Origin of the sequence: Bradyrhizobium sp. 27S5 (assembly GCF_037217225.1) — a bacterium.
Classification (GTDB): domain Bacteria; phylum Pseudomonadota; class Alphaproteobacteria; order Rhizobiales; family Xanthobacteraceae; genus Bradyrhizobium; species Bradyrhizobium septentrionale.
The window spans coordinates 3,602,852-3,627,416 of record NZ_CP147714.1; the positions used below are offsets into that span (position 1 = coordinate 3,602,852).

A 24,565-nucleotide genomic window follows, 5' to 3' on the forward strand; every position below is an offset into this window, starting at 1 on the left:
GGCGGAGGCCTGAATCCGGGCTAACCTATGCATTCCTGCCGGGAGTATAGCCCTGCGACCCGGCATTGTGCGGTGCGGCAGAAGACAGAGGCGCAGCTTCCCATGTCATCCGAGAGTGCGATCACCGCGGCGGAAGCGCCGGCGGCAAATGGCCATGGCGAGGCGCATTCCACCGCCACCTTCAAGGCGCTGATGCTCGGCAGCATCGGTGTCGTCTACGGCGACATCGGCACCAGCCCGCTCTACGCGCTGCGCGAAGCCATTGTCGCGGCCAGCGGCGGTGAGGGCGGCGTGACGGCGCATGCGGTGCTCGGCGTGCTCTCGCTGATCCTGTGGGCGCTGGTCGTGGTCGTGACGCTGAAATACGTCGTGATCCTGCTCCGCGCCGACAACAATGGCGAGGGCGGGACGCTGGCGCTAATGGCGCTGGCGCAGCGCGCCGTGACCAAGGGCGCCGGCGCGATCGTACTGCTCGGCATCATCAGCGGCGCGCTGTTCTATGGCGACGCCGTCATCACGCCGGCGCTGACGGTGCTGTCGGCGATCGAAGGCATCAAGCTCGCGACCGCGACGTTCGATCCGTATGTCGTCCCGATCACCGTGGTCATCCTGCTGTTCCTGTTCTCGGTGCAGTCGCGGGGCACCGCGCGCGTCGCCGCTTTCTTCGGACCCGTGATGTGCGTGTGGTTCGCCGTGATCGCGATCGCAGCGCTGCCGCACATCGCGCGGCATCCCGAGGTGCTGTACGCACTCAATCCGCTCCTTGCGGTGTCGTTCATGCTGCATCACGGCGTGATCGGCTTCATCACGCTCGGTGCGGTCTTCCTCGCGGTGACCGGCGCGGAGGCGCTCTATGCCGATCTCGGTCATTTCGGCAAACGCCCGATCCAGGCCGCCTGGCTGTCCATCGTGCTGCCGTCACTGGCGCTGAACTATCTCGGGCAGGGCGCGCTGCTGATCGCCGATCCCAAGGCCGTCGAGAACCCGTTCTTCCTGATGTTCCCGGACTGGGCGCTGATCCCGATGGTCGCGCTTGCCACCGCGGCGAGCGTGATCGCCAGCCAGGCCGTCATCACCGGTGCCTATTCGCTGACCCGGCAGGCGATCCAGCTCGGCCTGATGCCGCGGTTCGAGATCCGCCACACTTCGGAAGCGCATTCCGGGCAGATCTACATGCCGCGCATCAACCGCTTCCTGTTCATTGCGGTGATCGTGCTGGTGCTGATGTTCCGTTCGTCGAGCGCGCTGGCATCGGCCTACGGCATCTCCGTGACCGGCACCATGGTGGTGACGGCGATGATGGGCTTTGTGGTGATCTGGCGGGTCTGGAAATGGTCACCGATCGCCGCCGCCGCGCTGGTTGCGCCGTTCCTGTTCCTCGACATCACCTTCCTTGCCGCCAACCTGCTCAAGGTGTTCGAGGGCGGCTGGGTGCCGCTCGCGCTTGGTGGGGCCATGATCCTGGTGATGTACACCTGGCGGCGCGGCAGCCGGCTGCTGTTCGAGAAATCGCGCAAGCTGGAATTCCCGCTCGACGATCTCGTCAAAATGCTGGAGAAGCGGCCGCCGCAGCGGGTCTCCGGCACCGCGGTGTTCCTGACCAGCGACCCTGTCAGCGCGCCGACCGCGCTGATGCACAGCCTCAAGCACTACAAGGTGCTGCACGAGAAGAACGTCATCCTGACCATCGAGACCGCGCCGACGCCGCGGATCGATCCGTCCGAGCGGGTGCGGATGGAGCAGCTGAGCGAGACCTTCTCCAAGGTGACGCTGAAGTTCGGCTTCATGGAACAGCCGAACGTGCCGAAGACGCTGGCGATCGCCCGCAAGCTCGGCTGGCAGTTCGACATCATGTCGACCTCGTTCTTCCTGTCCCGCCGTGCGCTGAAGCCGGCGGCGCATTCGGGCATGCCGAGCTGGCAGGATCATCTGTTCATTGCACTGAGCCGTTCGTCGAACGACGCCACCGACTATTTCCAGATCCCGACCGGGCGGGTGGTCGAGGTCGGCACACAAGTCACGATCTAGGGTCCACGATCCAGCGTTTCTGCGCAGCATCTAACCCGTTTCGGACGCTTGATTTTCTCCGCGCAAGAGGCGACTTTGCGGCCCGGACCGGCGAGCCGCGCGACGCTCGCCAACTGATGTCGGGAGGATATTTCCGTGGCGGACCACAAGGTGGAAGATTTGTTTCCGGACGAGGTGTCAAAGGGCATAGCGGAAGGCCGCTATCTCCTGGTCGACGTCCGCGAGCCCAATGAGGTTGCTGTCGAGGCCTATCCCGATGGCGTCGTGGTGGCGCTGTCGACCTTCGATCCGGCAGCGATTCCCGATCCGCAGGGCAAGCAGGTGGTGTTCGCCTGCCGCTCCGGCAAGCGCTCGGTGACGGCCTCGCTGGCCGCCCAGGCCGCGGGCTTGCCTTACGACAAGCATCTGGCGGGCGGCATCATCGGCTGGAAGGCGGCGGGACTGCCGACCAAGACGGGCGGCTGATCCCTGACATGACCTCCATGAACAAGGTCTTCGCAGACCTTCCCGTCACGATCTTCGAGGCGATGTCGCAGGCTGCGCGCGACAACAACGCCATCAATCTCGGCCAGGGCTTTCCCGACGATCCCGGACCGGAGGACATCCGCCGCGCCGCCGCGGATGCTTCCGTCAACGGCTACAACCAGTATCCGTCGATGATGGGCATCCCGGAGCTTCGTCAGGCGATCGCATCGCATTACGGTCATTGGCACGGGCTCAAGCTCGATCCGATGACCGAGGTGATGGTCACCTCCGGCGGCACCGAGGCGCTGACATCCTCGATCCTCGCGGTGGTCGAGCCGGGCGACGAAGTGGTCTGCTTCCAGCCGGTCTATGATTCCTATTTGCCGATCATCCGCCAGGCCGGCGGCATTCCGCGGCTGTTGCGGCTCGAGCCGCCGGAATGGCGGCTCAACGAGGAGATGCTGCGCAGCGTCTTCAACCACAAGACCAAGGCGGTGCTGTTCAACAATCCGCTCAACCCGGCCGCCGTGGTCTATCCGCGCGAGGACCTCGAGCTGCTGGCGCGGTTCTGCCAGGAGTTCGACGTGGTCGCGATCTGCGACGAGGTCTGGGAGCATGTCGTGTTCGACGGCCGCGAGCATATCCCGTTGATCACGATCCCGGGCATGCGCGACCGCACCATCAAGGTCGGCAGCGCCGGCAAGATCTTCTCGCTGACCGGATGGAAGATCGGCTTTGTCTGCGCCGCGCCGCCGCTGCTACGGGTTGCCGCCAAGGTGCACCAGTTCCTCACCTTCACGACAGCGCCCAACCTGCAAGCGGCTGTTGCGTATGGCCTCGGCAAGCCGGACGATTACTTCCTCGACATGCGCAAGGACATGGCGCGGAGTCGTGACCGCCTCACCAAGGGGTTGGAGAGCATCGGCTTTCCGGTGCTGAAGTCGCAGGGGACCTACTTCCTCACCGTCGATCTGTCGCCGCTTGGGCTCAACGAGACCGACGCCGAGTTCTGCTGGCGAATTGTGCAGGATTACAAGGTCGCGGCTATTCCAGTGTCGGCGTTTTACGAACAGGATGCGGTGACGTCGGTCGTGCGTTTCTGTTTCGCCAAGAAGGACTCGACGCTCGACACCGCGCTGGAGCGGTTGTCCGACGCGGTGCATCGTCGCAAGAGGTAGACCAGAATGCACAAGCAGAACCGTCGTCTCGTCAGCCTCGTCGGTACGGTCGCCGCGGTTCTGTTGTTCGCTGCCTCTGCAAGTGCGGAGGAGCGCACGGTCAACTTCTACAACTGGTCGAACTACATGGCGCCGGGAGTCCTTGAGGACTTCACCAAGGAAACCGGCATCAAGGTCGTCTACGATACGTTCGACGCCAATGAGACGCTGGAGACGCGGCTGCTCGCCGGCAAGTCGGGCTACGACGTCGTGGTGCCGACCGGGTATTTCCTGCAGCGCCAGATCACCGCAAAAGTGTTCCTGAAGCTCGAGAAGTCGAAGCTGCCGAACCTCGCCAATGCGTGGCCGGTGGTGACCGGTGAGCTCGCCACCTACGATCCCGGCAACAATTACGGTGCCAACTACATGTGGGGCACCACCGGCATCGGCTACAACGTCAAGATGGCGGAGAAGATTCTCGGGCCTGATGCGAAGATCGACAGCTGGGACATGGTGTTCAAGCCGGAGAACCTCGCCAAGTTCAAGGATTGCGGCATCCACATGCTGGATTCCGCCGACGATATCCTGCCGGCGGCGTTGAGCTATCTTGGCCTCGATCCGAACTCGACCAAGCAGGCCGACCTCGACAAGGCCGCCGATCTCGTCATCAAGATCCGGCCCTATGTTCGCAAATTCCATTCGTCCGAATATCTCAGCGCGCTGGCCTCGGGCGAGATCTGCTTCGTGGTTGGATGGTCGGGCGACATCATGCAGGCGCGCAGCCGGGCGGCGGAAGCCAACACCGGCGTCGAGATCGGCTACACGATCCCGAAGGAGGGCGCGCAGATGTTCTTCGACAATCTCGCGATCCCCGCCGATGCCAAGAATGTCACTGAGGCCTATGAGCTGATCAACTACCTCTACCGACCCGAGGTCGCGGCGAAGAACTCGAACTTCCTGTCCTACGCCAACGGCAATCTGGCGAGCCAGAAGCTGATCGATCCGAAGATCTTCAACGACAAGAACATCTATCCCGACGAGGCGATGCAGAAGAAGCTGTTCGTGATCACGGCGCGCGATCCGGCGACGCAGCGGATCATCAACCGGCTGTGGACCCGGGTGAAGACCGGACGCTAGGGCCGGGTGCGCGCGCCAAGGCAATCATGTGCTATGCGCCCGACGTACTGAGATATTTCAGACGTTCACAAGTTAAATCGAGCAGTTACAACAGCTGATTGGACACCAGTGTACGTGTGTGTCCGATAGCCATCGATGTTCGTTGCGATTCCCGCAGAAGCAAAGATGCCCAGTCAGCTGATTCATTTTGTCCGTGACGATCTCGAGTTTATTGCGGGCCGAGCGCTGGAGACTCCGATACGATCTTGCGCCGCGTTGGACGCGGCGACTGGGCGAACAATCTTCATCAAAGACGAGACCGTTCAGTATGGCGGTTCGTTCAAGTTTCGAGGAGCAATTCTCGGAACGAGAAACGCTGCGCGAGGAGTTGTCGCCGCAGGATCTGGAAATTTTCCGATTGCAGTTGGCCTGGCCGCTCAGGCTCTGGACAAGCCTGCTTGTTTGATCATGCCCGCGGACGTAGCGGCCTTCAAAAGGAGCAGGCTCGAGAAACCGGAGCTGAGATAAAAATCGTCGAGCGATCGGAGTTGGTCGATTGTGCGCGAATGGACGCCCGTCAACGCGGTTGGCGTAACCTGCACGCTTTCGAAGACGTCGAGATGATTGCCGGAAGCTATACCGTGGGTTCGGAGATCGCAGCTGCCATTCAAGCAAATGGCCCAGCGTCCGATGCAGTGATCGTTGCCTGTGGCGGTGGCGGGCTGGCCGCCGGTGTTGCCCTTGCTTTGCGTTCTTGGTCCATTCCGGCAGCAATCTATGTTGCCGAACCGGAGACCCACCAACGCTACGCGCGCGCCCGCGAGATTGGAATGCCGGTCCGGATTGATCCTCCCGGAGAGACGCTATGTGACGCCCTGCGCTCCCGCCAGATCGGAGCGCGGGCCTTCGAAATTCTGCAACGATCGAATGTTCAGGTGTGCGCCGTGAACGACGAATCTGTGCAACGCGCTGCCGGGCTGCTTCTTGGAACATGCGGTATCCGGGTCGAGCCCAGCGGCGCCTTGGCGATGGCGGCAGTCTTGGGAGGCGTCGTCGACAGCGAGTTATCGCGTGTATGGGTAGTCGCTTGCGGAGGGAACGTACCGTCGCCTGGACGCGAAGGTCTGTCACGCCAATAGCGGACCGCTACCGCCAGCGCCGGTGCAGCCAGAGCCACTGATCCGGATACTCGCGGACCCAGCCCTCGACGACGTCGGTGATCGCCTGCATCGTGCCCTGGATATCGATCTCGCCGGATGCGTCGAACACCGGCTTCACTTCCTCGGAGACTTCGCCGCGGAAACGGCCGTCGGGCAGGCGAATGATCCGCGTGCCGTGGATCGGGCAGTCGATCTGCCGGCGCAGGCGCGCCAGCAGCGGGTTCGCCGTGGTCTTGCGGCCGAAGAAAGTGACGGGGACGCCGTTGGTCAAATACTGGTCGACCAGCATCGCAACGTGCTGGCCGTCTTGCAGGGCCTTTGCCAGCTTGAGCGGCGCGTCCCGGCCGGCCGGGACCAGCGTGCCCAAATTGACGGCTCGGATCCGTTCGATGGCGCGGTCGGCGGCTTCGATGTTCGGTCGCCGGAACAAGACGACGGCTTCGAGCCCGTGCGCCGCGGCAGCGAGCGGAGACAGCTCCCAGTTGCCGAGATGCGCGGCAAAGAACAGCGCCGGTTTGCCGTCGTCCCGCAGCTGATCGAACAATTGCTTGCTGCGTCCGGAGAATTCGACCCGGCCGGGCTTGTCGGGATGCGCGGGGTCGTGGTCCCAGATGCGATCGAGATGCGCAAATTCGGCACCGATGCGGCCGAGATTGTGCCAGACCCCCGTGAGAATTGTCTCGATCTCTTCCGGTGACTTCTCGGGGAAGGCCGCCTTGAGGTTCTCGCGGCCGATGCGATCCTCGCGCAGCCGGCGGCCGATGAAATGCGCGGCCTGACCGAAGAAATTTGCGGTCTTGTCCGGATCGAAATAGCGGGTGGTTCGCAACAGGCCGGTCGTCAGCGCGCCGATCGCAACGCCGGCCACGGGCTTGGCGGCATCGCGGAGGCGCGCCCTGGTACGAAGGAGCAGGCGTTTCATCTGATGAGGCGAGGGCGCTAAGCCGGCTCGCGCGTCAGGATCAGCGAGGCGTTCTGCCCGCCAAACCCGAACGAGTTCGACATCACGGCGGTCACCTTGGCGTCGCGCGCCTTGTTGCCGACCACGTCGAACGGGATCGCGGGGTCGGGCACCCCGTAATTGATCGTCGGCGGAATCCGCTGATGCTCGAGCGTCAGCAGCGAGAAGATCGCCTCGACCGCGCCGGCGGCCGAGATGGTGTGGCCAACCATGGATTTGTTCGACGACACCGGAATGTTCGGCGTGTGCTCGCCGAACACGGCTGCGGTCGCCAGATATTCCATCTTGTCGTTTTCCGGCGTCGAGGTGCCGTGCGCATTGATGTGGTCGATCTGGTGCGGCTCCATGCCCGCATCAGCAAGCGTCTTGCGCACGCAGCCGATCGCCGGCTTGCCGTCGGGGGCCGAGCGGGTGCGGTGGAAGGAGTCGGTCAGCTCGCCGCAGCCGGCGACGACGCCCAGGATGCGCGCGCCGCGCGCCATCGCGGCCTCATAGCTCTCCAGCACCAGGGCGCCGGCGCCTTCGGCCATCACGAAGCCGTCGCGGTTCTTCGAGAACGGTTTTGAGGCGCCCTGGGGCGGATCGTTCTGGGTCGAGAGCGCCGAGAGCAGCGAGAAACGCACCATGGCTTCCGGATTCACCGAGCCGTCGGTCGCAATGCACAGCGTCGCATCGGCTTCGCCGCGGCGGATCGCCTCGACGCCGAGCTGGATCGCGGTCGCGCCGGACGCGCAAGCCGTCGAGAGCGAGATCGGCGAGCCCTTGGTGCCGAAGGTCTCGGCGAGGTTGAGCGCGACGGAGCCGAAGGTGAACCGGCGATGGAAATGCGCAAACTTGCCGCCGCTGCAGGTCGCCAGATAGTCGATGATTCCAAAGTCTTTGGTCGGGACGGAGCGCGCGACCTCGAGCCGCTGCGGCCACTCGGTCTCGATCGGCGCGACTGCCAGAAACAGCGGGCCGGGGAAGTCGCCCTTGCTGCCGATGCCGGATTGCTCCAGCGCTTCCTCGGTCGCAACCTCGGCCAGACGCTGCGACAGGCTGGTCGAGGAGAACGGGTCGACGGTGACGAAATCGACGGCGCCGGCCATCGTCGTCTTCAGGCTGTCGATCGGGAAGCGCGTCACGGTCCTGATGCCGGACTCGCCCGCGGTGAGACGCTTCCAATTGTCGGTCTTGCCGCCGCCGAGCGACGTCACGATTCCCATGCCGGTCACGACAACGATCGGTCGGCCGAATTTATCGCGTGGTGCTGTCATGGTTTCCCCGTCGGTACTTGCGCCGGACTTAAAGCGCGATGAGCCTCATCGCGCTTTAGCTATTTGTTTGAGCATGATCTCCGCGCAAACGCTACGCGTTTGTCGCGAGGGAAAACCGCTTCACACTTTTCCGGACCATGCCCTAACTGACGGCCTCGACCAGTGCCATGCCTTCGCCCTGCCAGTGGCCGACCCCCAACACGACAATCTGGGTTGGCGCTTCGGTCTTTTCAACCTCCAGCCCGGTCGGATCGTTGGCCGGATAGAGCGCGCCGCGCGAGATCGACAACGCTGCCAGCGCCAGCCCGAGCGGGAACTGCGCCTCCATGGTGTGCCCAAAGGTCGTTCCGGTGGCGCGCACGGCGAGACCGGGGTGCTGACCGAGGAATGCGCGCTCCTCAGTGGTCGCGGGCTCGGCGCCGGTCGCGCCCGTGATCAGCATGGCGTTGTCGTCGCTGACGCCGAGCTTCGGCCACATCGCTTGTAGCGATTTCGTCACGGCGCCGGGCTCCTTGCGCTTGGCAAGATCGGCGACCACCCTGGTCAGCCTGGCGTAGGGCTTGGCGCCGCGGGCCTCGGCGTGCTCGCGCGACTCCATCACCAGGAAAGCGCCGGCAGAGCCGATCGCGAAGCCCGGGTTGTTCCTGCGGGCCCATACCGCGCTATGCCGATCCTTGAGGGCGAAGTCGCCAAACGTGTAGAGCATCAAGAGGTCGCCGCGATCGCCATTATGCGCCGCGCCGACCAGCGCGATGTCGCTCTGTCCGGCGCCGATGCGCGCGACTGCGATCCGCGCAGCGTCGATGCTTGAGGCTTCCTCGCCCATGAAGGTGCGCGATGTCCCGCACACGCCGTGAACGATCGCGATGTTGCCGGCAAGCAGATTGGAGAGCTGCGCAAGGAACAGCGTCGGGCGCAGTTCGTTCATCAGCTTTTCGTTGAGGAGGGCAGGCGGCAGCTTGCCCTGCGCATCGGCGTTCATGATCGCCAGGTCGACATTGAGGTCACGCTCGCCGCCACCGGCTGCGATGATCATGTCCATCCGCGACAGGATTTCCTGATTGCCTTTGACGCCGGCGGAATCGAGCGCCAGCCCGGCGGCATAGGTGCCGATGCGCTGCCACATCTCCATCTGGCGCTGGTCGCCCTTCTTCGGGATCTGGGCGTCGAAGCTGACCGGGGCGATCGGATGGATCACGTAGGGCGCGAGACGCTTCTCGTCGGCATTGACGCGCCGTTCGCCAAGCGCCTGCCAATGCGCGTCCAGCCCTTCGCCGAGCGAGGAGAGCAGGCCGACGCCGGTGATCCAGACTTCCTTCTCAGCCATTGGTCATTGCCTGCATCGGAAAGCCGATCTTGTTGGCCATCGCATCCATGTGCACACGCAAGTCCGGGTGAGGGAAGGGGATGTGGCGGAAGGTCAGCTCGGCATTGCACTTGAGCTCTTTGCCGACGCGAACCTTCGCCGAGGTCACGGCGAAGCCTGAACCTTCGTGTTCGATCTTGGCTTCGATCCTCAGGACCGAGCCGGGGCTGACGAAGCCGCGCATCTTGGCTTCCTTGACCATGGCGAGGAAAGGCATGCGCTCGAACTTGGTCAGACCGAGGATCAGCCAGCCCGAGCTCTGGGCCATTGCCTCGGTCAGCAACACGCCGGGCATGATCGGGTACCCCGGGAAGTGCCCCGCGAACACCGAGTGGCTCTCGGGCGGCACATCCGCCTCGACGACAATGGTTCTTGCGTCGAGGTCGAGGTCGACGATCCGGTCGATCAGCTGAAAAATTTCGAGCTGCATGATGGGCGATTACGAGCCCGTGCCCGTGCCCGCATTCTTGGCCGCAACCAACTCGTCGATGCGGTCGGCGAGATTCTTCAGCACGAAGTACTGCTCCGTCGTTGCCTTGCCGTCGTTGACCTCCTGGGTCCACTTCTCGAGCGGCATCTTGATGCCAAAGGCCTTGTCGATGGCAAAGGCGATGTCGAGGAAGTCGAGGCTGTCGATTCCCAGATCGTCGATCGCGTGGCTCTCCGGCTTGATCGTGTCGCGCGGGATGTCGCAGGTCTCCGCGATAATGTTGGCGATCTGCTCGAATGTGGAGGACATCATTAAGCCTTTGATATATTGAAGGTAATTCCGGGACTCTCGGAGGAGGCGGGCGCGTTGCCCCGGAATGCCCTTATTGCTGCTGCCGGAGTCGTGTGCCCGTATATCGGAGCAGGGCCGTTAGTTCAATGGAGCTTGGCCGGCCTGGCAAGGGCGGTTTTTGGGCAGGGTTCCGGCCAGCCTAGTTGCGCGGCATCACCGTAATCTTCGCGCAATCGCGGCGGCCCATCAGCACGCAGTCCTGGGTCTTGCGCAAATCGGCGATGCTCATGGCCAGCCAGATACCGATTGCGGTGAGCGCCACGGTGAAGGCGAAGGCGGCGATATTGGCGAGCATGCGCTGGCGGAAATCGTCCGGCTCCTCGCGCGGCTTCTCATAGCGAGAGAGATCGTTGGCAACGGAAGCGGGACGGGGCGATCGGATCGGCTGCTCGCGCTTGCCGGGCGGCTGCGCCGAGGTGCGCGGCCGGAATTTGAGCACCACGTGCTCGTCATCCGAGGAAATTGGCCGCTGCGTCTTCACTGTTGTCAGTCCGGTCGCGTCGCCGCTTATCTCTAGCATGTTCGCCGCGCTTCACATCTAAAATCTTGGTGCGCGCAGAGGTGGTATTCATCCTTCGATCGTCTCGTGGAACCGACTGTAATCGATCCTGAGACGGCCGTCGTCGGTCGCGCGCAAAATTTCCGCATAGCGATGGCCGAAGCGGATGTCGGAATGTTCGTACGATTTTCGCGCATGCACAGTTTGCGCTGCAACGTCGTCATAGCCGGATACGATGAGGCCGAGCCCGGCATTGACGGCTTCCAGGTCCGCGGCGCCGAGGCCGTGGAGCGGGCTGTCCTGGTCGATGACATGAAACAGGGTCCAGCTCAGCGCCAGCGCCGGGCTTTCGCTGCGCACCAATGGCAGCTCGTAGAACCGGCGATAGGCCATGCCTTCCTTGCTGACGCCGCTCTTGAACAGCCACAGCCGCGCGGTGGCATTGGCGATGATGTTGTGCCGCTCATTGGCGAGACGGATCATCAGCGTCAGCTGTCCCTCATGGTTTGAGATCACGGGACTGTCGGCGAACAGCAGCCGCGCGCTCGGCCGCGAGAAGCGGGCGAAGATCAGCCCGGTCATCAGCGACATCGAGAAGATGCCGGTGAAGAGTTCGATGGTGGCGATGAAGTGCCCGTAATGCGTCTGCGGGTGCATGTCGCCGTAGCCGGCGGTCGAAAGCGTTTCGATGCTGAAATAGAGGTAGTCGATGTATTGGCCGTTGGGCACGTTAGCGATCGGATGATCGCCGAGCCAATAGAACAAGGCGAACACGGCGTTGAATACGACGAACACCAATGCTGCACCGCCGATAAAGGCGGGCCAGGATGCCGTCATGCAGCGATGACTTATGTCTGCCCAGAAACTGAGCTCCAACCCCTCGGTCACGACCTCGCGGTTGCCGAAGCGGACCGTGCGGGCCTTCACGCGATCGTTTGCTCTCAAAGCCATCCGCCGAACCGGCTCTTTCACCTGTCTGCGACATCATGACATAATGGAACCTATTCCGGAGTGCCGGTCAAACGGGAGCACACATCATGGCCCATACGCGCGAGCCCTACGTCAAACCGGTCCCGATCATGTCGCTGCGACCGACCCAGATGACGGTCGGCATGCATGAGGTAAAGGAGAAGCGGAAGCGCTGGCGCGAGCACAAGTCCGACAAGAAGCGTGCCGAGCTTCTGGGCAAGCACATGATCCCGGTCGTCCATGGTCCCGACGATCGCTATTACGTGGTCGATCACCATCACATGGCGCGGGCGCTGCACGAGGAGGGCGTCAAGGACATCCTGGTCACCGTGATCGGCGATCTCACGATGGTCGAGCGTGACGTGTTCTGGGGCGTGATGGACAACAAGCGCTGGGTCTACCCTTACGACTCCAGGGGCGAGCGCCGGCACTTCAGGGACATTCCGAAATCGATCAAGGATCTCAAGGACGATCCGTTCCGCAGCCTTGCCGGCGAGATGCGCCGGGCCGGCGGTTTCGCCAAGGACACGACGCCGTTCAGCGAATTCCTGTGGGCCGATTTCCTGCGCCGTCACATCCCGCGCAAGACGGTGGAGAACAATTTCGCCAAGGCGCTGGAGAAGGGGCTGGCGCTCGGCCGCAGCGGGGGAGCGGTCTATCTGCCCGGCTGGTGCGGCCCGGCGTCTGACGACTGACCGGGCGCGGCCTCCGGCTTGTGCTGGTCCTCCTTGCCGCCGAGCGCGTGGTGCAGCCAGCGCTCGGTGCGCTTGCCGAAGGTGAGCAGCAGGAATGCCAGCACGAGTGCGGTTGCAACGATCGGCCAATGTCCGGCGCCGCAGACGATCCCGATGCATGCGGCAAAGAATGCACATGCGGCGCTGGTCAGGCCGCGGACCTGAAAGCGGTCGCCCTGCCGCACGATGACGCCGGCGCCGAGAAACCCAATTCCCGTCAGCACGCCCTGGATCACGCGGCTCACCGCATCGGTGAACTGGCCGGGCGCGGCGGCTTGCAAGGCCAGCAGCACGACCGTGGCGGTCGAGAGGCTGACGAGACCCAGCGTCTTCAGGCCGATCGGCTTGCCGCGCAGGTCGCGGTCGAGCCCGATCGCGCTGCCGGCAAGGGTCGCCACGCCGAGGCGCAGGATGATCTCGCTCCAGTCCGTCACCGCGCCCTCTATTTCGGCTGCCGGCCGAGCATGTAGAATTCGGCGTTCGGCCGCATGCCGGTGACGTTCGCGAGCCGGTTCGACAGCGCGAAGAAGGCCGCAACCGCGGCGATGTCCCAGACGTCGTCGTCGCTGAAGCCGTGGGCGGCGAGCGCCGCGAAGTCGGTCTCCGCGACCTCCTCGGCCGTGCGGCTCACCTTCATGGCAAAGTCGAGCATCGCGCGCTGCCGCGGCGTGATGTCGGACTTGCGGTAGTTGACCGCGATCTGGTCGGCGATCTCAGGATTCTTGGCGCGGATGCGCAGGATCGCGCCGTGGGCGATCACGCAATACTGGCACTGGTTGGCGGCGCTGGTCGCCACCACGATCATCTCGCGCTCGGCCTTGGAGAGGCCGGAGTCCTTCTCCATCAGCGCGTCGTGATAAGCAAAGAACGCGCGAAACTCGTCGGGGCGATAGGCCAGGGTGAGGAATACGTTCGGCACGAAGCCGGACTTCTCCTGCACCGCCAGGATGCGGGTGCGGATATCCTCGGGGAGCTTGTCGAGAGCGGGCGTCGGGAAGCGCTTTGCGGTCGGCTGCGTCATGAGATGGTTCCGGCATGCCGCGGGAACGCGGCGTCAGGCGAAACCATAGTGGATGACGGGTCCGGCGCAAGGCGCATCGGCGCCTTGCGCGATCCCGCTAGCGCAGCGGCTTCTTCAGCAGCGAGAAGCGATCCGGATCGAGGCCCAGCGAAGGCTGCAGCATCGGCGCCTCGGCCGGCGCCATCGTGCGCGGCGGCGCAGGCGAGGTGAGGCTGGAGTTGAGGCCGGGGTCGTTCGGCGCGGTATCGCGATGCGAGGTGGCGCCGCGCCAGCGTTCCAGCACGGCGCTGACGAAATGCAAATCATGCCCGGCGGTGACCGACGGCACGGTTGCGATGGTGGCCTCGCCGCGCGGCAGCTGGTGCGGCGGCACCTCCTTGAAGCGCAGCCGGGTCGGCAACGCCACGCCTTCGCCGAACGCCAGCACTTCGCGGGTGCCGAGCGAGGGCACGAACGACAGCAGATTGGCGGCCGCGTCCGAGACCGCGGAGCGCAGCAGCGCCTGGTCGCGGTCGTTGGCAAGGCGCATCGTGAACAGCGTGTTGCACTGGGAGATGATGGTCGCGTCGAGCTCGGCCGGACGCTGCGTGATCAGGCCGAGATAGACGCCGTACTTGCGGCCTTCCTTGGCGATGCGCGACACCGCCTTGCGGGTCGGCCCGAACCCGATATTGCGGTCGGCGGAGGCGTAGCGGTGCGCTTCCTCGCAGACGAACAGCATCGGCGACACGCCGTCGCTCCACAGCCCGAAATCGAACGCCATGCGGCACAACACCGACACCACGGAATCGACGACCTCGGCGGGGAAGCCCGCGAGCTGCATGATGGTCATCGGCTTGCCGTTGGCGGGCAGGCGGAACAGATGGCTGATCACCTCGGCCATGGTGTCGCCGCCGACGTTGGCATTGTCGAACATGAAGGCGTAGCGCGGATCGTTGCGCACCGCGTCGATGCGCGAGATCAGCTTGTGATAGATGATGCGCGAGGAGCGGTTCTCCAGCTTGCCCATGCGCTCGTCGATCAGCGAGATCAGGTCGACCAGGCGATAGGGCACCGGCGTATCGACGGTGTAGCCGACCTGCTTGGGGTCGACGCGCTTCAGCCCGAGACCGACCCGGTCGGAGTTCTGGTACTGGGTGTAGAGGCCCTTCGCCATCGGAATCACTTCGGCGAGGATGTCGAGCTCTTCAGCCACGCCGGGGCGGCCGCCGAACAACACGTCGACGATCTCCTCGAAGTTGAACAGCCAGAACGGCAGCTTGAGGTTTCGCGGGTTCAGCACCTGGGCGCGCTCGCCGAAGCAGCGGCCGTATTCATTGTGCACGTCGAGCAGGAAGATGCGCAGGTTCGGCCGCGATTTCAGGATCTCGTTGAGCAGCAGCGAGACGCCGGTGGATTTGCCGACGCCGGTCGAGCCGAGCACCGCGAAGTGCTTCGAGAGCATTTCCTCGACGTCGACATAGGCGATGACCGAACGATCCTGCTGCAGCGTGCCGACATTGATCTGGTCCGAGCCGCTCGGCGCATAGACCGTGCGCAGCTCCTGGTTCGTGATCAGGTCGGTGCTGTCGCCGATGGTCGGATAGTGGGTGACGCCGCGCTGGTATTTCGGGCGGTCGCCGCCAAGGATTTCGCCGAGCAGGTCGACGGAAGCGGTCGCCATGTACTGGTCGGACGGCGGCAGGTGCTCGCACGACACTTCGGTGATCATGGCGACGATGACCGAGCTCGCGCAGCGGATGCTGACGAACCGGCCGACGGTCGCGCGCATTTCTGAAAGTTGCATCTGGCCGCCGGCCAAAAGCCCAACCCGGGCCTGCGAGCCGCGCACAGAGATCACACGTCCGAAGGATGTCACAGTTCTCGCCTGGCTCGTTCTCGAAATCTAAATGTCCGGACCAATATGCCAGCCCGGGGCTGGAAAAACCGTTAAGTCGCCGGGGGTTCGTATCGGCTAAATCTACACCTTCCCGGTGACGATTTGTTTCTGTCGTGTCGTGAGATCGCGCCCTGTTGCGCGCTCCGGCGGCGAAATCGTCGCTTTCCGGCACAGCCGCGATTGTTTCGCGGTTTTGCCGTTAACGCCGCATTCACCATCTCCGAGGAGTGAGCGGCGGCTCCGTAGGTTTACGGAGACTGCGGTGCGATTGGCCGCGCGCCGTGTCATGGTATCGTGTAACCGATTGCTAACTGCGACTTGTAACGTCCTTTCCATTTGTGCCGCGTAACGATGCCGCGCTCGGGGAGAGATCAGCGTGCGCATCGAACACCGCAATTCATCGTCAGGGAATGTCGACGACGGCTCGACCAAGGGGCTGGCGTTCTGTGCCGGCATGCTCGTGGGCAGCCTGCTCGGAAGCGCGACCGCGCAGTGGAGCGAGCGCGAAGGCCTGTTGATGGCGGCATTTGCGATCATGGCCGTGATCGTCTTCCTGTTGCTGAAGCGGCACCAGGTCTCGGACGACCGGCTCGCCGCGGAACGGCGCAATCTCACGACCGCCGTGAACAACATTCCGCAGGGGCTCGTGCTCTACGATGCGTCGGCGCGCATCATCATCTGCAACCGTCCCTATATCGAGATGTTCGGGCTCTCGCCCGATATCGCGAAGCCGGGCTGCACCATGCAGCGGCTGATCGCGCACCGTCAGGAGACCGGCTCGTTCGATGGCGACGTCGAGGATTTCTGCGATACCATCATCGGCAACGTGAAGCTTGGCCGGGCCACGCGTCAGCTCACGCGCGCGCCGGGCGGGCGCGCGATCGAGATCGTCAACAAGCCGCTGCCGGAAGGCGGTTGGGTGGCGACCATCGAGGATGTCACGGAGCGCACGCGCACCGAGAACAGGATCGCCTACATGGCGCATTATGATGCGCTGACCGATCTGCCGAACCGTGTGCTGTTCCGCGAGCGCCTGGAGCGGGCGCTGAAAGCGCTCCGGCCCGACGAGCAGCTCGCGGTCATGTACATCGACGTCGACGAGTTCAAGAGCGTCAACGACGCGCTCGGCCATCAGATCGGCGACGAACTGCTCAGGGCGATCGCCGATCGCCTGCGTTCCTGTCTCGCGGAGGGCGATGTCGCGGCGCGGCTCGGCGGCGACGAGTTTGCCGTCATCCAGACCGCCATCCGCGACCAGACCCAGACCATGCAGCTGCTGGCCGCCATCTATCAGGCGATCCGCCAGCCGGTCGACTGCAGCGGGCATCTGATCACCACCGATGCGAGCATCGGCATCGCGGTCGCGCCCGCCGATGGCCTCGACCTCGATCAATTGCTGCGCAACGCCGACCTCGCGCTCTATGGCGCGAAGAGCGACGGCCGCCGCACCTACCGGTTCTTCGAGACCGGCATGGATGCGCGCGCCAAGGCGCGGCGCAGTCTTGAGCTCGAGCTGCGCCAGGCGATCGCCGACGGCAACTTCGAGCTGCATTATCAGCCGCTGCTCCATCTCGAGGACAGCCGGGTCAGCTGCTGCGAGGCGCTGCTGCGCTGGCGTCATCCCGAACGCGGCATGATCTCGCCGGCGGATTTCATCCCGGTCGCCGAGGATACCGGTCTGATCAACGACATTGGCCACTGGGTGCTCAACACCGCGTGCCGGGAAGCGGTGAACTGGCCGGAACATATCCACGTCGCCGTCAACGTGTCTCCGATCCAGTTCAAGAGCCAGACGCTGGCGCTGAACGTCGCCGCCGCGCTGGCGGCGTCCGGGCTCGCGCCCTCGCGGCTCGAACTCGAAATCACCGAGGCCGTGCTGATCCGCGACGACGAGGCCGCGCTCGATATCCTGCATCAGCTGCGTGAGCTCGGCGTCCGCATCGCGCTCGACGATTTCGGCACCGGCTATTCGTCGCTGAGCTACCTGCAGCGCTTCCCCTTCGACAAGATCAAGATCGATCGTGCGTTCATCAAGGATCTCGCCGGGGCCGGCGCGTCGTCCACGATCGTCCAGGCCGTCGTGAACATTGCCGCCGCCAGCGACATGACCACGACCGCGGAGGGCGTCGAGACCGAGCAGCAGCGCAACATGCTGCGCATCCTCGGCTGCACCGAGATGCAGGGCTATCTGTTCAGCCGGCCGGTGCCGGCCGCTGACGTCCGCAAGCTGCTGTCGTCGCATCGCGAGAAGGCCGTTTCGGTCGCCTGACCGCCGGCCTCGATCGCTTTCACTGGTGTGATTCCGGCCGCGGACTGCCGCGCGGGCGCCGGCCATCGCGTCGATATGCACGCCGAATAATTTGTTGACGAGACCTAATCCTTTGTACACTAGTACAAATCGACGCGCCGCCGCCCGCCCGAGCGAAAAGACGTCGATCCGGCCGTCGCGGAAGGAGACCGCCCCATGCAGCCGGAACCGATCTTCGATCTCGCTCATCTCGGGCACATGGAGCTGCTGACGCCGAAGCCAGACGAGAGCCTGAAATTCTTCGTCGACGTGATGGGCATGACGGTCAGCGGCCGCAACGGCGAGTCGGTCTATCTGCGCGGCTGGGATGACTATGAGCGCTATTCGCTGAAGCTCACCGCGTCGAACAATTCGGGGATGGAGCACATGGCGCTGCGGGCCCGCAGTCCGCAGGCGTTGGAGCGCCGCGTCGCCGCGCTGAAAGGCTCGGGCTTCGATATCGGCTGGATCGATGGCGACATGGGGCAGGGACCGGCGTTCCGCTGCCGCGATCCCGACGGCCACGTCATCGAGATCTATTACGAGACCGAGTGGTACGAGGCGCCGGCCGAGCTGAAGCCCGCGTTGAAGAACCAGGCGCAGCGCTTTCCGGCGCGCGGCGTCAATGTCCGACGGCTCGACCATCTCAATTGTCTTGCGGTCGATATCAAGGCCAACCGCCTGTTCTTCGAGAACTACCTGGGATGCCGCACCACCGAGCAGATCGTGCTCAACGACGGCACCGAAGCCGCGATGTGGATGACGATGTCGAACAAGAGCTACGACTTCGCCTACACGCGCGACCACTACGGCAAGCGCGGCCGGTTCCACCATGTCACCTACGCGCTCGACAGCCGCGAGGAGATCCTGCGCGCTGCCGACATCTTCCTCGAACACGGCGTGCATATCGAGACCGGGCCGCACAAGCACGCGATCCAGCAGACCTTCTTCCTCTATGTCTATGAACCCGGCGGCAACCGCGTCGAAGTCGCCAACGCCGGAGCGCGCCTGATCCTCGCGCCGGACTGGAAGCCGATCGTGTGGACCGAGGAGGAGCGCAAGAAGGGACAGGCGTGGGGGTTGAAGACGATCGAGTCGTTCCACACCCACGGCACACCACCGGTGAAAGATTAGAGCGCGCGTTCGCCCGGCCGCCGCGCAATCGGCACGCTTGGCACAGTGCATCTCATTGCGGAATGCAGCACTGCGCATTGCAGCCTTGCCTCGCCTCGGCCGTTTGGTGTTAGGCTGCACCTCGTAACGTCAGAGGAAAACGTCGATGAGCGAACACACGACGGACAAGCGCGCGCGAGAGGCGTCTCGCAGGCAATTCCTTCAGGCGGGTGCAGCACTGGCCGGTGGCTCCGCGATGGCGGGAGTTGCCGGTTCTACCGCGCTTGCCGAACAGGGGAATAATCTTCCGCCCAATGTGCCGGAATGGATGAAAGCGCCCGGCGAGGCGATGGGAAGCCAGCCCTATGGCACGCCGTCGGTTCACGAGAAGGGCGTCGTCAAGAACATCTCGAAGACGCTGCCGCAATATATCTCCGCCTCGGGCCGCACGCCGTTGCAGGAGCTCGACGGCATCATCACGCCGAACGGCCTGTTCTACGAACGCCACCATGGCGGCGTGCCGACGATCGATCCGGCCGAGCACCGGCTGATGCTGCACGGTATGGTCGACCGCCCGCTGCTGTTCACGATGGAGGACATCCGCCGCTTTCCGTCGCAGTCGCGCATCCACTTCATCGAATGCTCCGGCAATCCGGTCTACACCAAGCCCTACGGCAAGACGGCCTCTGACCTTGTCGGCCTCGTGAGCTGCGCGGAATGGACCGGCGTGCCGCTCAAGACGGTGCTCGACGAAGCGGGGCTGCAGGCCGGCGCCAAATGGATCGTGGCTGAAGGCGCCGACGCGGCCGCATTGACGCGCTCGATCCCGATCGAGAAATGCCTCGACGACGCCATGCTGGTCTACAGCCAGAACGGCGAGCGACTGCGCCCGCAGCAGGGCTATCCGTTGCGGCTGTTGCTGCCCGGCTTCGAAGGCAACATGAACGTGAAATGGTTGCGCCGGCTCAAGGTGGTCGCCGAGCCGGCTTATTCGCGTGAGGAGACCTCGAAATACACCGACCCGATGCCGGACGGCACGTCGCGCGAATTCACCTTCTATATGGAAGCCAAATCGATCATCACGCGGCCGTCCGGCGGCCAGAAGCTGACCACGCAAGGCTTTCACGAGATCACCGGGCTTGCCTGGAGCGGTCACGGCAAGATCAAAAGCGTGGAGGTCTCGCTCGACGAGGGCAAGAGTTGGCAGCAGGCCGAACTCCAGGAGCCGGTGCTGACGCGCGCGCTCACGCGCTTCCGGCTGCCCTGGCACTGGGACGGCAGCCCCGCGGTGATCCAAAGCCGCGCCATCGATGAGACCGGCTACGCGCAGCCGACGTTGGCCGAATTGGTTGCGGTGCGTGGTCTCAACTCCTTCTACCACAACAACGCGATCTGGCCCTGGCGCATCGCTGCAAATGGCGAGGTGAGCAATGGCCAGGCGTAATGTAAAGGTCGCCGCTTGGGTGAGCGCGATCGCGATGTTCGGCATCGCCGCGCATGCCGAGGAGCGCTACGGCATCGGCCGGGCGGCGACGCCGGCGGAGATCGCCGGCTGGAACATCGATATCGGCCGCGACGGCGCGGCGTTGCCGCCAGGCAGCGGCAGCGTCGAGCGCGGCCGCATCGTGTTCAGCGAGCAATGCGCGGCCTGCCATGGCGACAACGGGCAGGGCGGCGTCGGCGATCGCCTGGTCGGCGGGCAGGGCACGCTGGCGAGCCCCAAGCCGATCCGCACGGTCGGCAGCTATTGGCCCTATGCCTCGACCTTGTTCGACTACATCCGCCGCGCGATGCCGCAGAACGCGCCGCAGTCGCTGAGCAATGAGGACGTCTACGCGGTGTCCGCCTACATCCTCAGCCTCAACGGCGTCGTCCCCGCTAACGCCGTGCTCGACGCGAAATCGCTCGCCGCCGTCAAGATGCCGAACCGCGACGGGTTCGTCTCCGACCCGCGGCCTGACGTGCATAACCGCTGAAGCGCGGGGCGGACGTCCCTCGCGAACCGCGGTTGGCGTGCCGCGCAGACGGCTGCCTCGCGGCATCGTGACTTGCTGGTCCCTGTGCCCGGACGGTGGTCGTCACCACATCGATCGCGGGCACAGGGACGGCGCTGCCGTCCTTGCACAGTCTCTTGGACTATTTTCAATCGATGCATCGGAGAGATCGTATGGCCGGACTCAAGGCCGTTGCAGCCGCTGTGCTGCTGGTGGGAATGACGTTCACGCCGGTCTTGGCCCAGATGTCGGAGCCGGCACTTTTCGACGCGCAGAATCCTGGGCGTAGCGCGATCAACGGCGGCGCCCTGACGCCGTGGGGCGAGGCTCAGCTGGCGGCGCAACAGGGCGGCAACCCGGCCAACGCCTATGGAGCGATACCGGCGGCGCCGTCCGCCTCCTGCGCCCGCTACCGTTCGTTCGACCCTGCGTCCGGCACCTTCCTTGGCCGGGACGGCCGCCGCCATCCCTGCCAATAAGGCCCCGCACACGCTTGGCGTAGTTCTTGGCCGTCGTTCTTGGCGGTGGATAAGCGCGCCGGCTGTCGCCTGGCGCCCGAACGACTGCGGGTCGGGCGCGTTATAGTCTGCCGATCGTGTCGGGTCCGCCGGACCCGAGCGGCGGAGGCACCTGACGTGACCGACACCCTGGCCGGTTTCTGGGACCGAAAGTCGACCTCGGACCTGTTGCGCGAGGCGGCGCGCGCGGACGGCGACGCCGAGACGCCGATCTTCAAGCGCTCGCTCTCGGCGCTGCAGCTGGTCACGCTCGGCATCGGCGGCATCATCGGCGCCGGCATCTTCGTGCTGACGGGCCACGCGGCCGCCGCCAATGCCGGTCCCGCGGTCACGCTCTCCTTCATGCTTGGCGCCGTCGCCTGCGCGTTCGCCGGCCTGTGCTATGCGGAGATGTCGTCGACCGTGCCGATCTGCGGCAGCGCGTACACCTATGCTTACGCGACGCTCGGCGAACTGATCGCCTGGATCATCGGCTGGGACCTGATCCTCGAATACGCGGTCGGTGCGATCGCGGTCTCGGTCGGATGGTCCGGCTATTTCGTCAGCTTCATGCGCGATTTCGGCATCAACCTGCCGCAGCAATTCACCTCGGCGCCGCTCGCCTACGACGTCAACAGCGGTGCGTGGTCGGCGACCGGCGCGGTCATCAACATCCCGGCGATGGCGATCATCGCCTTCGTCACCGCGCTGCTGGTGGTCGGCATTCGCGAGTCCGCGCGCTTCACCGGCTTCGTCGTGGTGGTGAAGCTCGTCGTGATCGCGTTGTTTCTCGCGACCGCCGCATCCTCGGTGTCGCTGGCGAACTGGGTGACGGCGGGCAATCCGGACGGCGCGCTGATCCCGCCGAATGCCGGCCCTGGCGCATTCGGCTGGTCCGGTGTGATCCGCGGCGCGGCGGTGGTGTTCTTCGCCTATATCGGCTTCGACGCGGTCTCGACTGCGGCGCAGGAGGCGAAGACGCCGGAGCGCGACATGCCGATTGGCATTCTCGGCTCGCTTGTGATCTGCGCCGCGCTCTATGTCGCGGTCGGCTTCGTGCTGACCGGCATCGGCTGGCTCGGTCCGTTCATCAAGCTCGGCATCCTGTTCGGGCTGACATCGGTGATCCTGATCATGCTGCTGGCGCAGCCGCGGATCTTTCGTGCCATGGCGCATGACGGGTTGCTGCCGGGCTTTGCCGCCAAGATCCATCCGCGCTTCCGGACCCCCTATGTCTCGACCATCTTCTCCGGCACCGTCGCCGCTGTTCTCGGTGGGCTGCTGCCGATCGGGCTGGTCGGCGAACTCGTCTCGATCGGCACGCTGTTCGCATTCACCGTGGTTTCGATCGGCACGCTGGTGCTGCGGCTGCGCGATCCGGAATTGCCACGCCCATTCAGGGCGCCGGCGATCTGGCTGGTGGCCCCGGCTGCCGCTGGGACGTCGCTGTTCCTGATGTTCGGCCTGCCGCTCGACACCTGGATCAGGCTCGCAGTGTGGCTCGTGATCGGGCTGCTGATCTATGCCGCCTATGGTCGTCGCCATAGCCGGCTGCGGGCGAGGGGTGGGGTGTAGATTGGCCGCAGCGAGGATTCGCTTTGTTCGCGACTTTGCGAGCCCGTTTCCGCGAAGAGATAGTCGTCCCTGCGAAAGCACTTGCCCCGTCATCCTGAGGTGCGAGCCTCTTCGGCGAGCCTCGAAGGATCGACGGCCACCAGCCGGGCCGTGCATCCTTCGAGGCTCGCTCCGCTCGCACCTCAGGATGACGGGTAAGTCTCGCGCACTGTCAAAGAGCATTGAGGACGTGGATCCGCATTCTCGCGACACGATCTGCCCGAGCTTTGCATCGCTTCGCCGACTGCCCGAACTGGCCACGCGAGCGAGGCGCAAGTTGCGTCCGATCCGTGGCCGGTCGAGTTCGGCCGGGGCTCAGCCGATCGCGTGCAGCGCGCGGCGGATCGCTGCGAAGATCGCCTCGATCTGGTCCTCGGTGATGATCAGGGGCGGTGAGATCATCAATGTATCGGCGGCGGCGCGGATCAAGATGCCGTCGTCATCGTAGCATCGCCTAGCGCATTCGGTGCCGCGCGCGCCGGCCGCGCCGTCGCGCGGCTTCAGATCGATCGCAGCCAGCAGGCCGATGTTCCTGACATCGATGACGTGGGGCACATCCTGCAATGCGTGCGCCGCCGCCTCCCAGGCCGGCGCGATGCGCCTGGCGCGGTCGAACAGGCCGAGGTCCTGATAGACGTCGAGCGCGGCCAACCCTGCCGCGCAGGCAAGCGGATGCGCCGAGTAGGTGTAGCCGTGGAACAGCTCGACGGTATTTTCCGGTCCGTTCATCAAAGCGGAATAGACTTTGTCGCTGACGATGACGCCGCCCATCGGCACGGCGGCATTGGTCATGCCCTTGGCGCAGGTGATGAGGTCAGGCGTCACGCCGAGCGCGTTGGCCGCGAACGGCGCGCCGAGCCGCCCGAAGCCGGTGATCACCTCGTCGAAGATCAGCAGGATGCCGTGCTGGTCGCAGATCTTGCGTAGCCGCTCGAGATAGCCTGATGGAGGCGGGTAGACGCCGCCCGAACCGGTCACGGGTTCGACGATCACGGCCGCGACGGTCGAGGGATCGTGGATCAGCAAGAGCTTGTCCAGCTCATCGGCGAAATGCGCGCCCCATGCCGGTTGCCCGCGCGAGAATGCGGTGTGCTCGGGATCATGGGGGAGCGACAGATGGTCGACCTCGGGCAGCAGCGGGCCGAAATCGCGACGGTGACGGTAGAGGCCGCTCACCGACAATCCGCCCCAGCCCATGCCGTGATAGGCCTTGGCGCGCGAGATGAAGCGGATGCGGCTGGCTTCGCCGCGGGCGCGGTGATAGCCGCGGGCGATCTTGAGCGCGGTATCGACCGACTCTGAGCCCGAATTGGTGAAGAATACGTGGTCGAGGCCTTCAGGCGTGATCTCGGTGATGCGTCCGGCGAGCTCGAATGCGGCCGGGTGGCTCATCTGGAACGAGGACACGAAATCGAGCTTCGCGGCCTGCGCCTGGATCGCCTCGACGATCCGCTTCTGGCCGTGCCCGGCGTTGACGCACCAGAGCCCCGCCATGCCGTCGAGAATGCGCCGGCCGTCCTGCGTGATGTAGTGCATGCCCTCGGCGCCGGTGAACAGCCGCGGGTTGGATTTGAACTGGCGATTGGGCGTCATCGGCATCCAGAACGGCTCCATCGCCTCGCGGGTGAGGGGCGTGTTCGTTGCCGCGGCGTGCGGTGAATGCATGGA

At 64.6% G+C, this 24,565-nt stretch carries 22 protein-coding genes and 1 pseudogene; 12 read left to right on the forward strand and 11 right to left on the reverse strand.

The window, feature by feature from the left end:
• Nucleotides 1–102 precede the first annotated feature (102 nt).
• The 5 genes and pseudogenes from WDM24_RS16555 (at nt 103) to WDM24_RS16580 (ending at nt 5,905) form a co-directional block, all read left to right on the forward strand.
• Nucleotides 103–2,028 carry a potassium transporter Kup gene (locus tag WDM24_RS16555; protein WP_166296788.1) on the forward strand — a complete coding sequence of 642 codons (1,926 nt, stop codon included), beginning with the start codon at nt 103–105 and terminating at the stop codon, nt 2,026–2,028.
• 135 nt (nt 2,029–2,163) lie between these two features.
• Nucleotides 2,164–2,493: a rhodanese-like domain-containing protein gene (locus WDM24_RS16560; protein WP_166204233.1), complete on the forward strand. Its 330-nt coding sequence runs from the start codon at nt 2,164–2,166 to the stop codon at nt 2,491–2,493.
• 8 nt (nt 2,494–2,501) lie between these two features.
• On the forward strand, nt 2,502–3,671 hold the full coding sequence (locus WDM24_RS16565) for an aminotransferase (protein WP_029078593.1): 1,170 nt from the start codon (nt 2,502–2,504) through the stop codon (nt 3,669–3,671).
• Between the two features lie 6 nt (nt 3,672–3,677).
• A complete protein-coding gene (locus WDM24_RS16570) occupies nt 3,678–4,787 on the forward strand; it encodes a polyamine ABC transporter substrate-binding protein (protein ID WP_338831824.1) in 1,110 nt (369 codons plus the stop codon).
• A 165-nt stretch (nt 4,788–4,952) separates the two neighbouring features.
• A pseudogene (locus tag WDM24_RS16580) lies at nt 4,953–5,905 on the forward strand (pyridoxal-phosphate dependent enzyme).
• A gap of 7 nt (nt 5,906–5,912) precedes the next feature.
• Here WDM24_RS16580 and WDM24_RS16585 read toward each other — a convergent pair.
• From WDM24_RS16585 to WDM24_RS16615, 7 genes are all read right to left on the reverse strand, one after another.
• The gene (locus tag WDM24_RS16585) at nt 5,913–6,848 is read right to left on the reverse strand and encodes a lipid A biosynthesis lauroyl acyltransferase (protein ID WP_338699600.1); all 936 of its coding nucleotides are present in this window, start codon (nt 6,846–6,848) and stop codon (nt 5,913–5,915) included.
• 17 nt (nt 6,849–6,865) lie between these two features.
• Nucleotides 6,866–8,143 carry a beta-ketoacyl-ACP synthase gene (locus WDM24_RS16590; RefSeq protein WP_338831825.1) on the reverse strand — a complete coding sequence of 426 codons (1,278 nt, stop codon included), beginning with the start codon at nt 8,141–8,143 and terminating at the stop codon, nt 6,866–6,868.
• 142 nt (nt 8,144–8,285) lie between these two features.
• Complete coding sequence (locus WDM24_RS16595) at nt 8,286–9,470, reverse strand: beta-ketoacyl-ACP synthase (RefSeq protein ID WP_166296778.1); 1,185 nt, start codon at nt 9,468–9,470, stop codon at nt 8,286–8,288.
• A complete protein-coding gene (locus WDM24_RS16600; RefSeq protein ID WP_166296776.1) occupies nt 9,463–9,939 on the reverse strand; it encodes a 3-hydroxyacyl-ACP dehydratase FabZ family protein in 477 nt (158 codons plus the stop codon). The genes WDM24_RS16595 and WDM24_RS16600 overlap by 8 nt, the downstream gene beginning before the upstream one ends.
• A gap of 9 nt (nt 9,940–9,948) precedes the next feature.
• The gene (locus tag WDM24_RS16605; RefSeq protein WP_024582229.1) at nt 9,949–10,248 is read right to left on the reverse strand and encodes an acyl carrier protein; all 300 of its coding nucleotides are present in this window, start codon (nt 10,246–10,248) and stop codon (nt 9,949–9,951) included.
• 181 nt (nt 10,249–10,429) lie between these two features.
• Entirely contained in the window at nt 10,430–10,771 is a 342-nt protein-coding gene (locus tag WDM24_RS16610; RefSeq protein ID WP_166306905.1) for a hypothetical protein, read from the reverse strand.
• An 87-nt stretch (nt 10,772–10,858) separates the two neighbouring features.
• Nucleotides 10,859–11,740 carry an ion channel gene (locus WDM24_RS16615; RefSeq protein ID WP_338699601.1) on the reverse strand — a complete coding sequence of 294 codons (882 nt, stop codon included), beginning with the start codon at nt 11,738–11,740 and terminating at the stop codon, nt 10,859–10,861.
• An 86-nt stretch (nt 11,741–11,826) separates the two neighbouring features.
• On the opposite strand from WDM24_RS16615, the gene WDM24_RS16620 reads away from it, so the two are divergent.
• A complete protein-coding gene (locus WDM24_RS16620; RefSeq protein WP_338699602.1) occupies nt 11,827–12,453 on the forward strand; it encodes a ParB-like protein in 627 nt (208 codons plus the stop codon).
• Here WDM24_RS16620 and WDM24_RS16625 read toward each other — a convergent pair.
• The 3 genes from WDM24_RS16625 to WDM24_RS16635 all read right to left on the reverse strand — a co-directional run bounded on the left by WDM24_RS16625 (nt 12,414) and on the right by WDM24_RS16635 (nt 15,371).
• A complete protein-coding gene (locus WDM24_RS16625; protein ID WP_029078602.1) occupies nt 12,414–12,926 on the reverse strand; it encodes an MgtC/SapB family protein in 513 nt (170 codons plus the stop codon). The genes WDM24_RS16620 and WDM24_RS16625 overlap by 40 nt on opposite strands.
• Before the next feature lie 8 nt (nt 12,927–12,934).
• Entirely contained in the window at nt 12,935–13,513 is a 579-nt protein-coding gene (locus WDM24_RS16630; protein ID WP_338699603.1) for a peroxidase-related enzyme, read from the reverse strand.
• Between the two features lie 97 nt (nt 13,514–13,610).
• Nucleotides 13,611–15,371 (reverse strand): ATP-binding protein, encoded by a 1,761-nt coding sequence (locus tag WDM24_RS16635; RefSeq protein ID WP_338831827.1) that lies wholly within the window; start codon nt 15,369–15,371, stop codon nt 13,611–13,613.
• 397 nt (nt 15,372–15,768) lie between these two features.
• Here WDM24_RS16635 and WDM24_RS16640 point away from each other — a divergent pair, with 397 nt between their 5' ends.
• From WDM24_RS16640 to WDM24_RS16665, 6 genes are all read left to right on the forward strand, one after another.
• Nucleotides 15,769–17,661: a putative bifunctional diguanylate cyclase/phosphodiesterase gene (locus WDM24_RS16640; RefSeq protein WP_414645731.1), complete on the forward strand. Its 1,893-nt coding sequence runs from the start codon at nt 15,769–15,771 to the stop codon at nt 17,659–17,661.
• A 195-nt stretch (nt 17,662–17,856) separates the two neighbouring features.
• Nucleotides 17,857–18,813 carry a catechol 2,3-dioxygenase gene (locus WDM24_RS16645; protein ID WP_338699607.1) on the forward strand — a complete coding sequence of 319 codons (957 nt, stop codon included), beginning with the start codon at nt 17,857–17,859 and terminating at the stop codon, nt 18,811–18,813.
• A 145-nt stretch (nt 18,814–18,958) separates the two neighbouring features.
• Entirely contained in the window at nt 18,959–20,236 is a 1,278-nt protein-coding gene (soxC, locus tag WDM24_RS16650) for a sulfite dehydrogenase (RefSeq protein ID WP_338699609.1), read from the forward strand.
• A gap of 34 nt (nt 20,237–20,270) precedes the next feature.
• A complete protein-coding gene (locus WDM24_RS16655; RefSeq protein WP_338701273.1) occupies nt 20,271–20,768 on the forward strand; it encodes a cytochrome c in 498 nt (165 codons plus the stop codon).
• A 191-nt stretch (nt 20,769–20,959) separates the two neighbouring features.
• On the forward strand, nt 20,960–21,265 hold the full coding sequence (locus tag WDM24_RS16660) for a BA14K family protein (protein WP_338699611.1): 306 nt from the start codon (nt 20,960–20,962) through the stop codon (nt 21,263–21,265).
• A 168-nt stretch (nt 21,266–21,433) separates the two neighbouring features.
• The gene (locus WDM24_RS16665; protein ID WP_414645756.1) at nt 21,434–22,858 is read left to right on the forward strand and encodes an amino acid permease; all 1,425 of its coding nucleotides are present in this window, start codon (nt 21,434–21,436) and stop codon (nt 22,856–22,858) included.
• A gap of 354 nt (nt 22,859–23,212) precedes the next feature.
• Here the strand turns inward: WDM24_RS16665 and WDM24_RS16670 are convergent, their stop codons facing one another.
• Nucleotides 23,213–24,562 carry an aminotransferase class III-fold pyridoxal phosphate-dependent enzyme gene (locus WDM24_RS16670; RefSeq protein ID WP_338699615.1) on the reverse strand — a complete coding sequence of 450 codons (1,350 nt, stop codon included), beginning with the start codon at nt 24,560–24,562 and terminating at the stop codon, nt 23,213–23,215.
• Nucleotides 24,563–24,565: the final 3 nt, after the last annotated feature.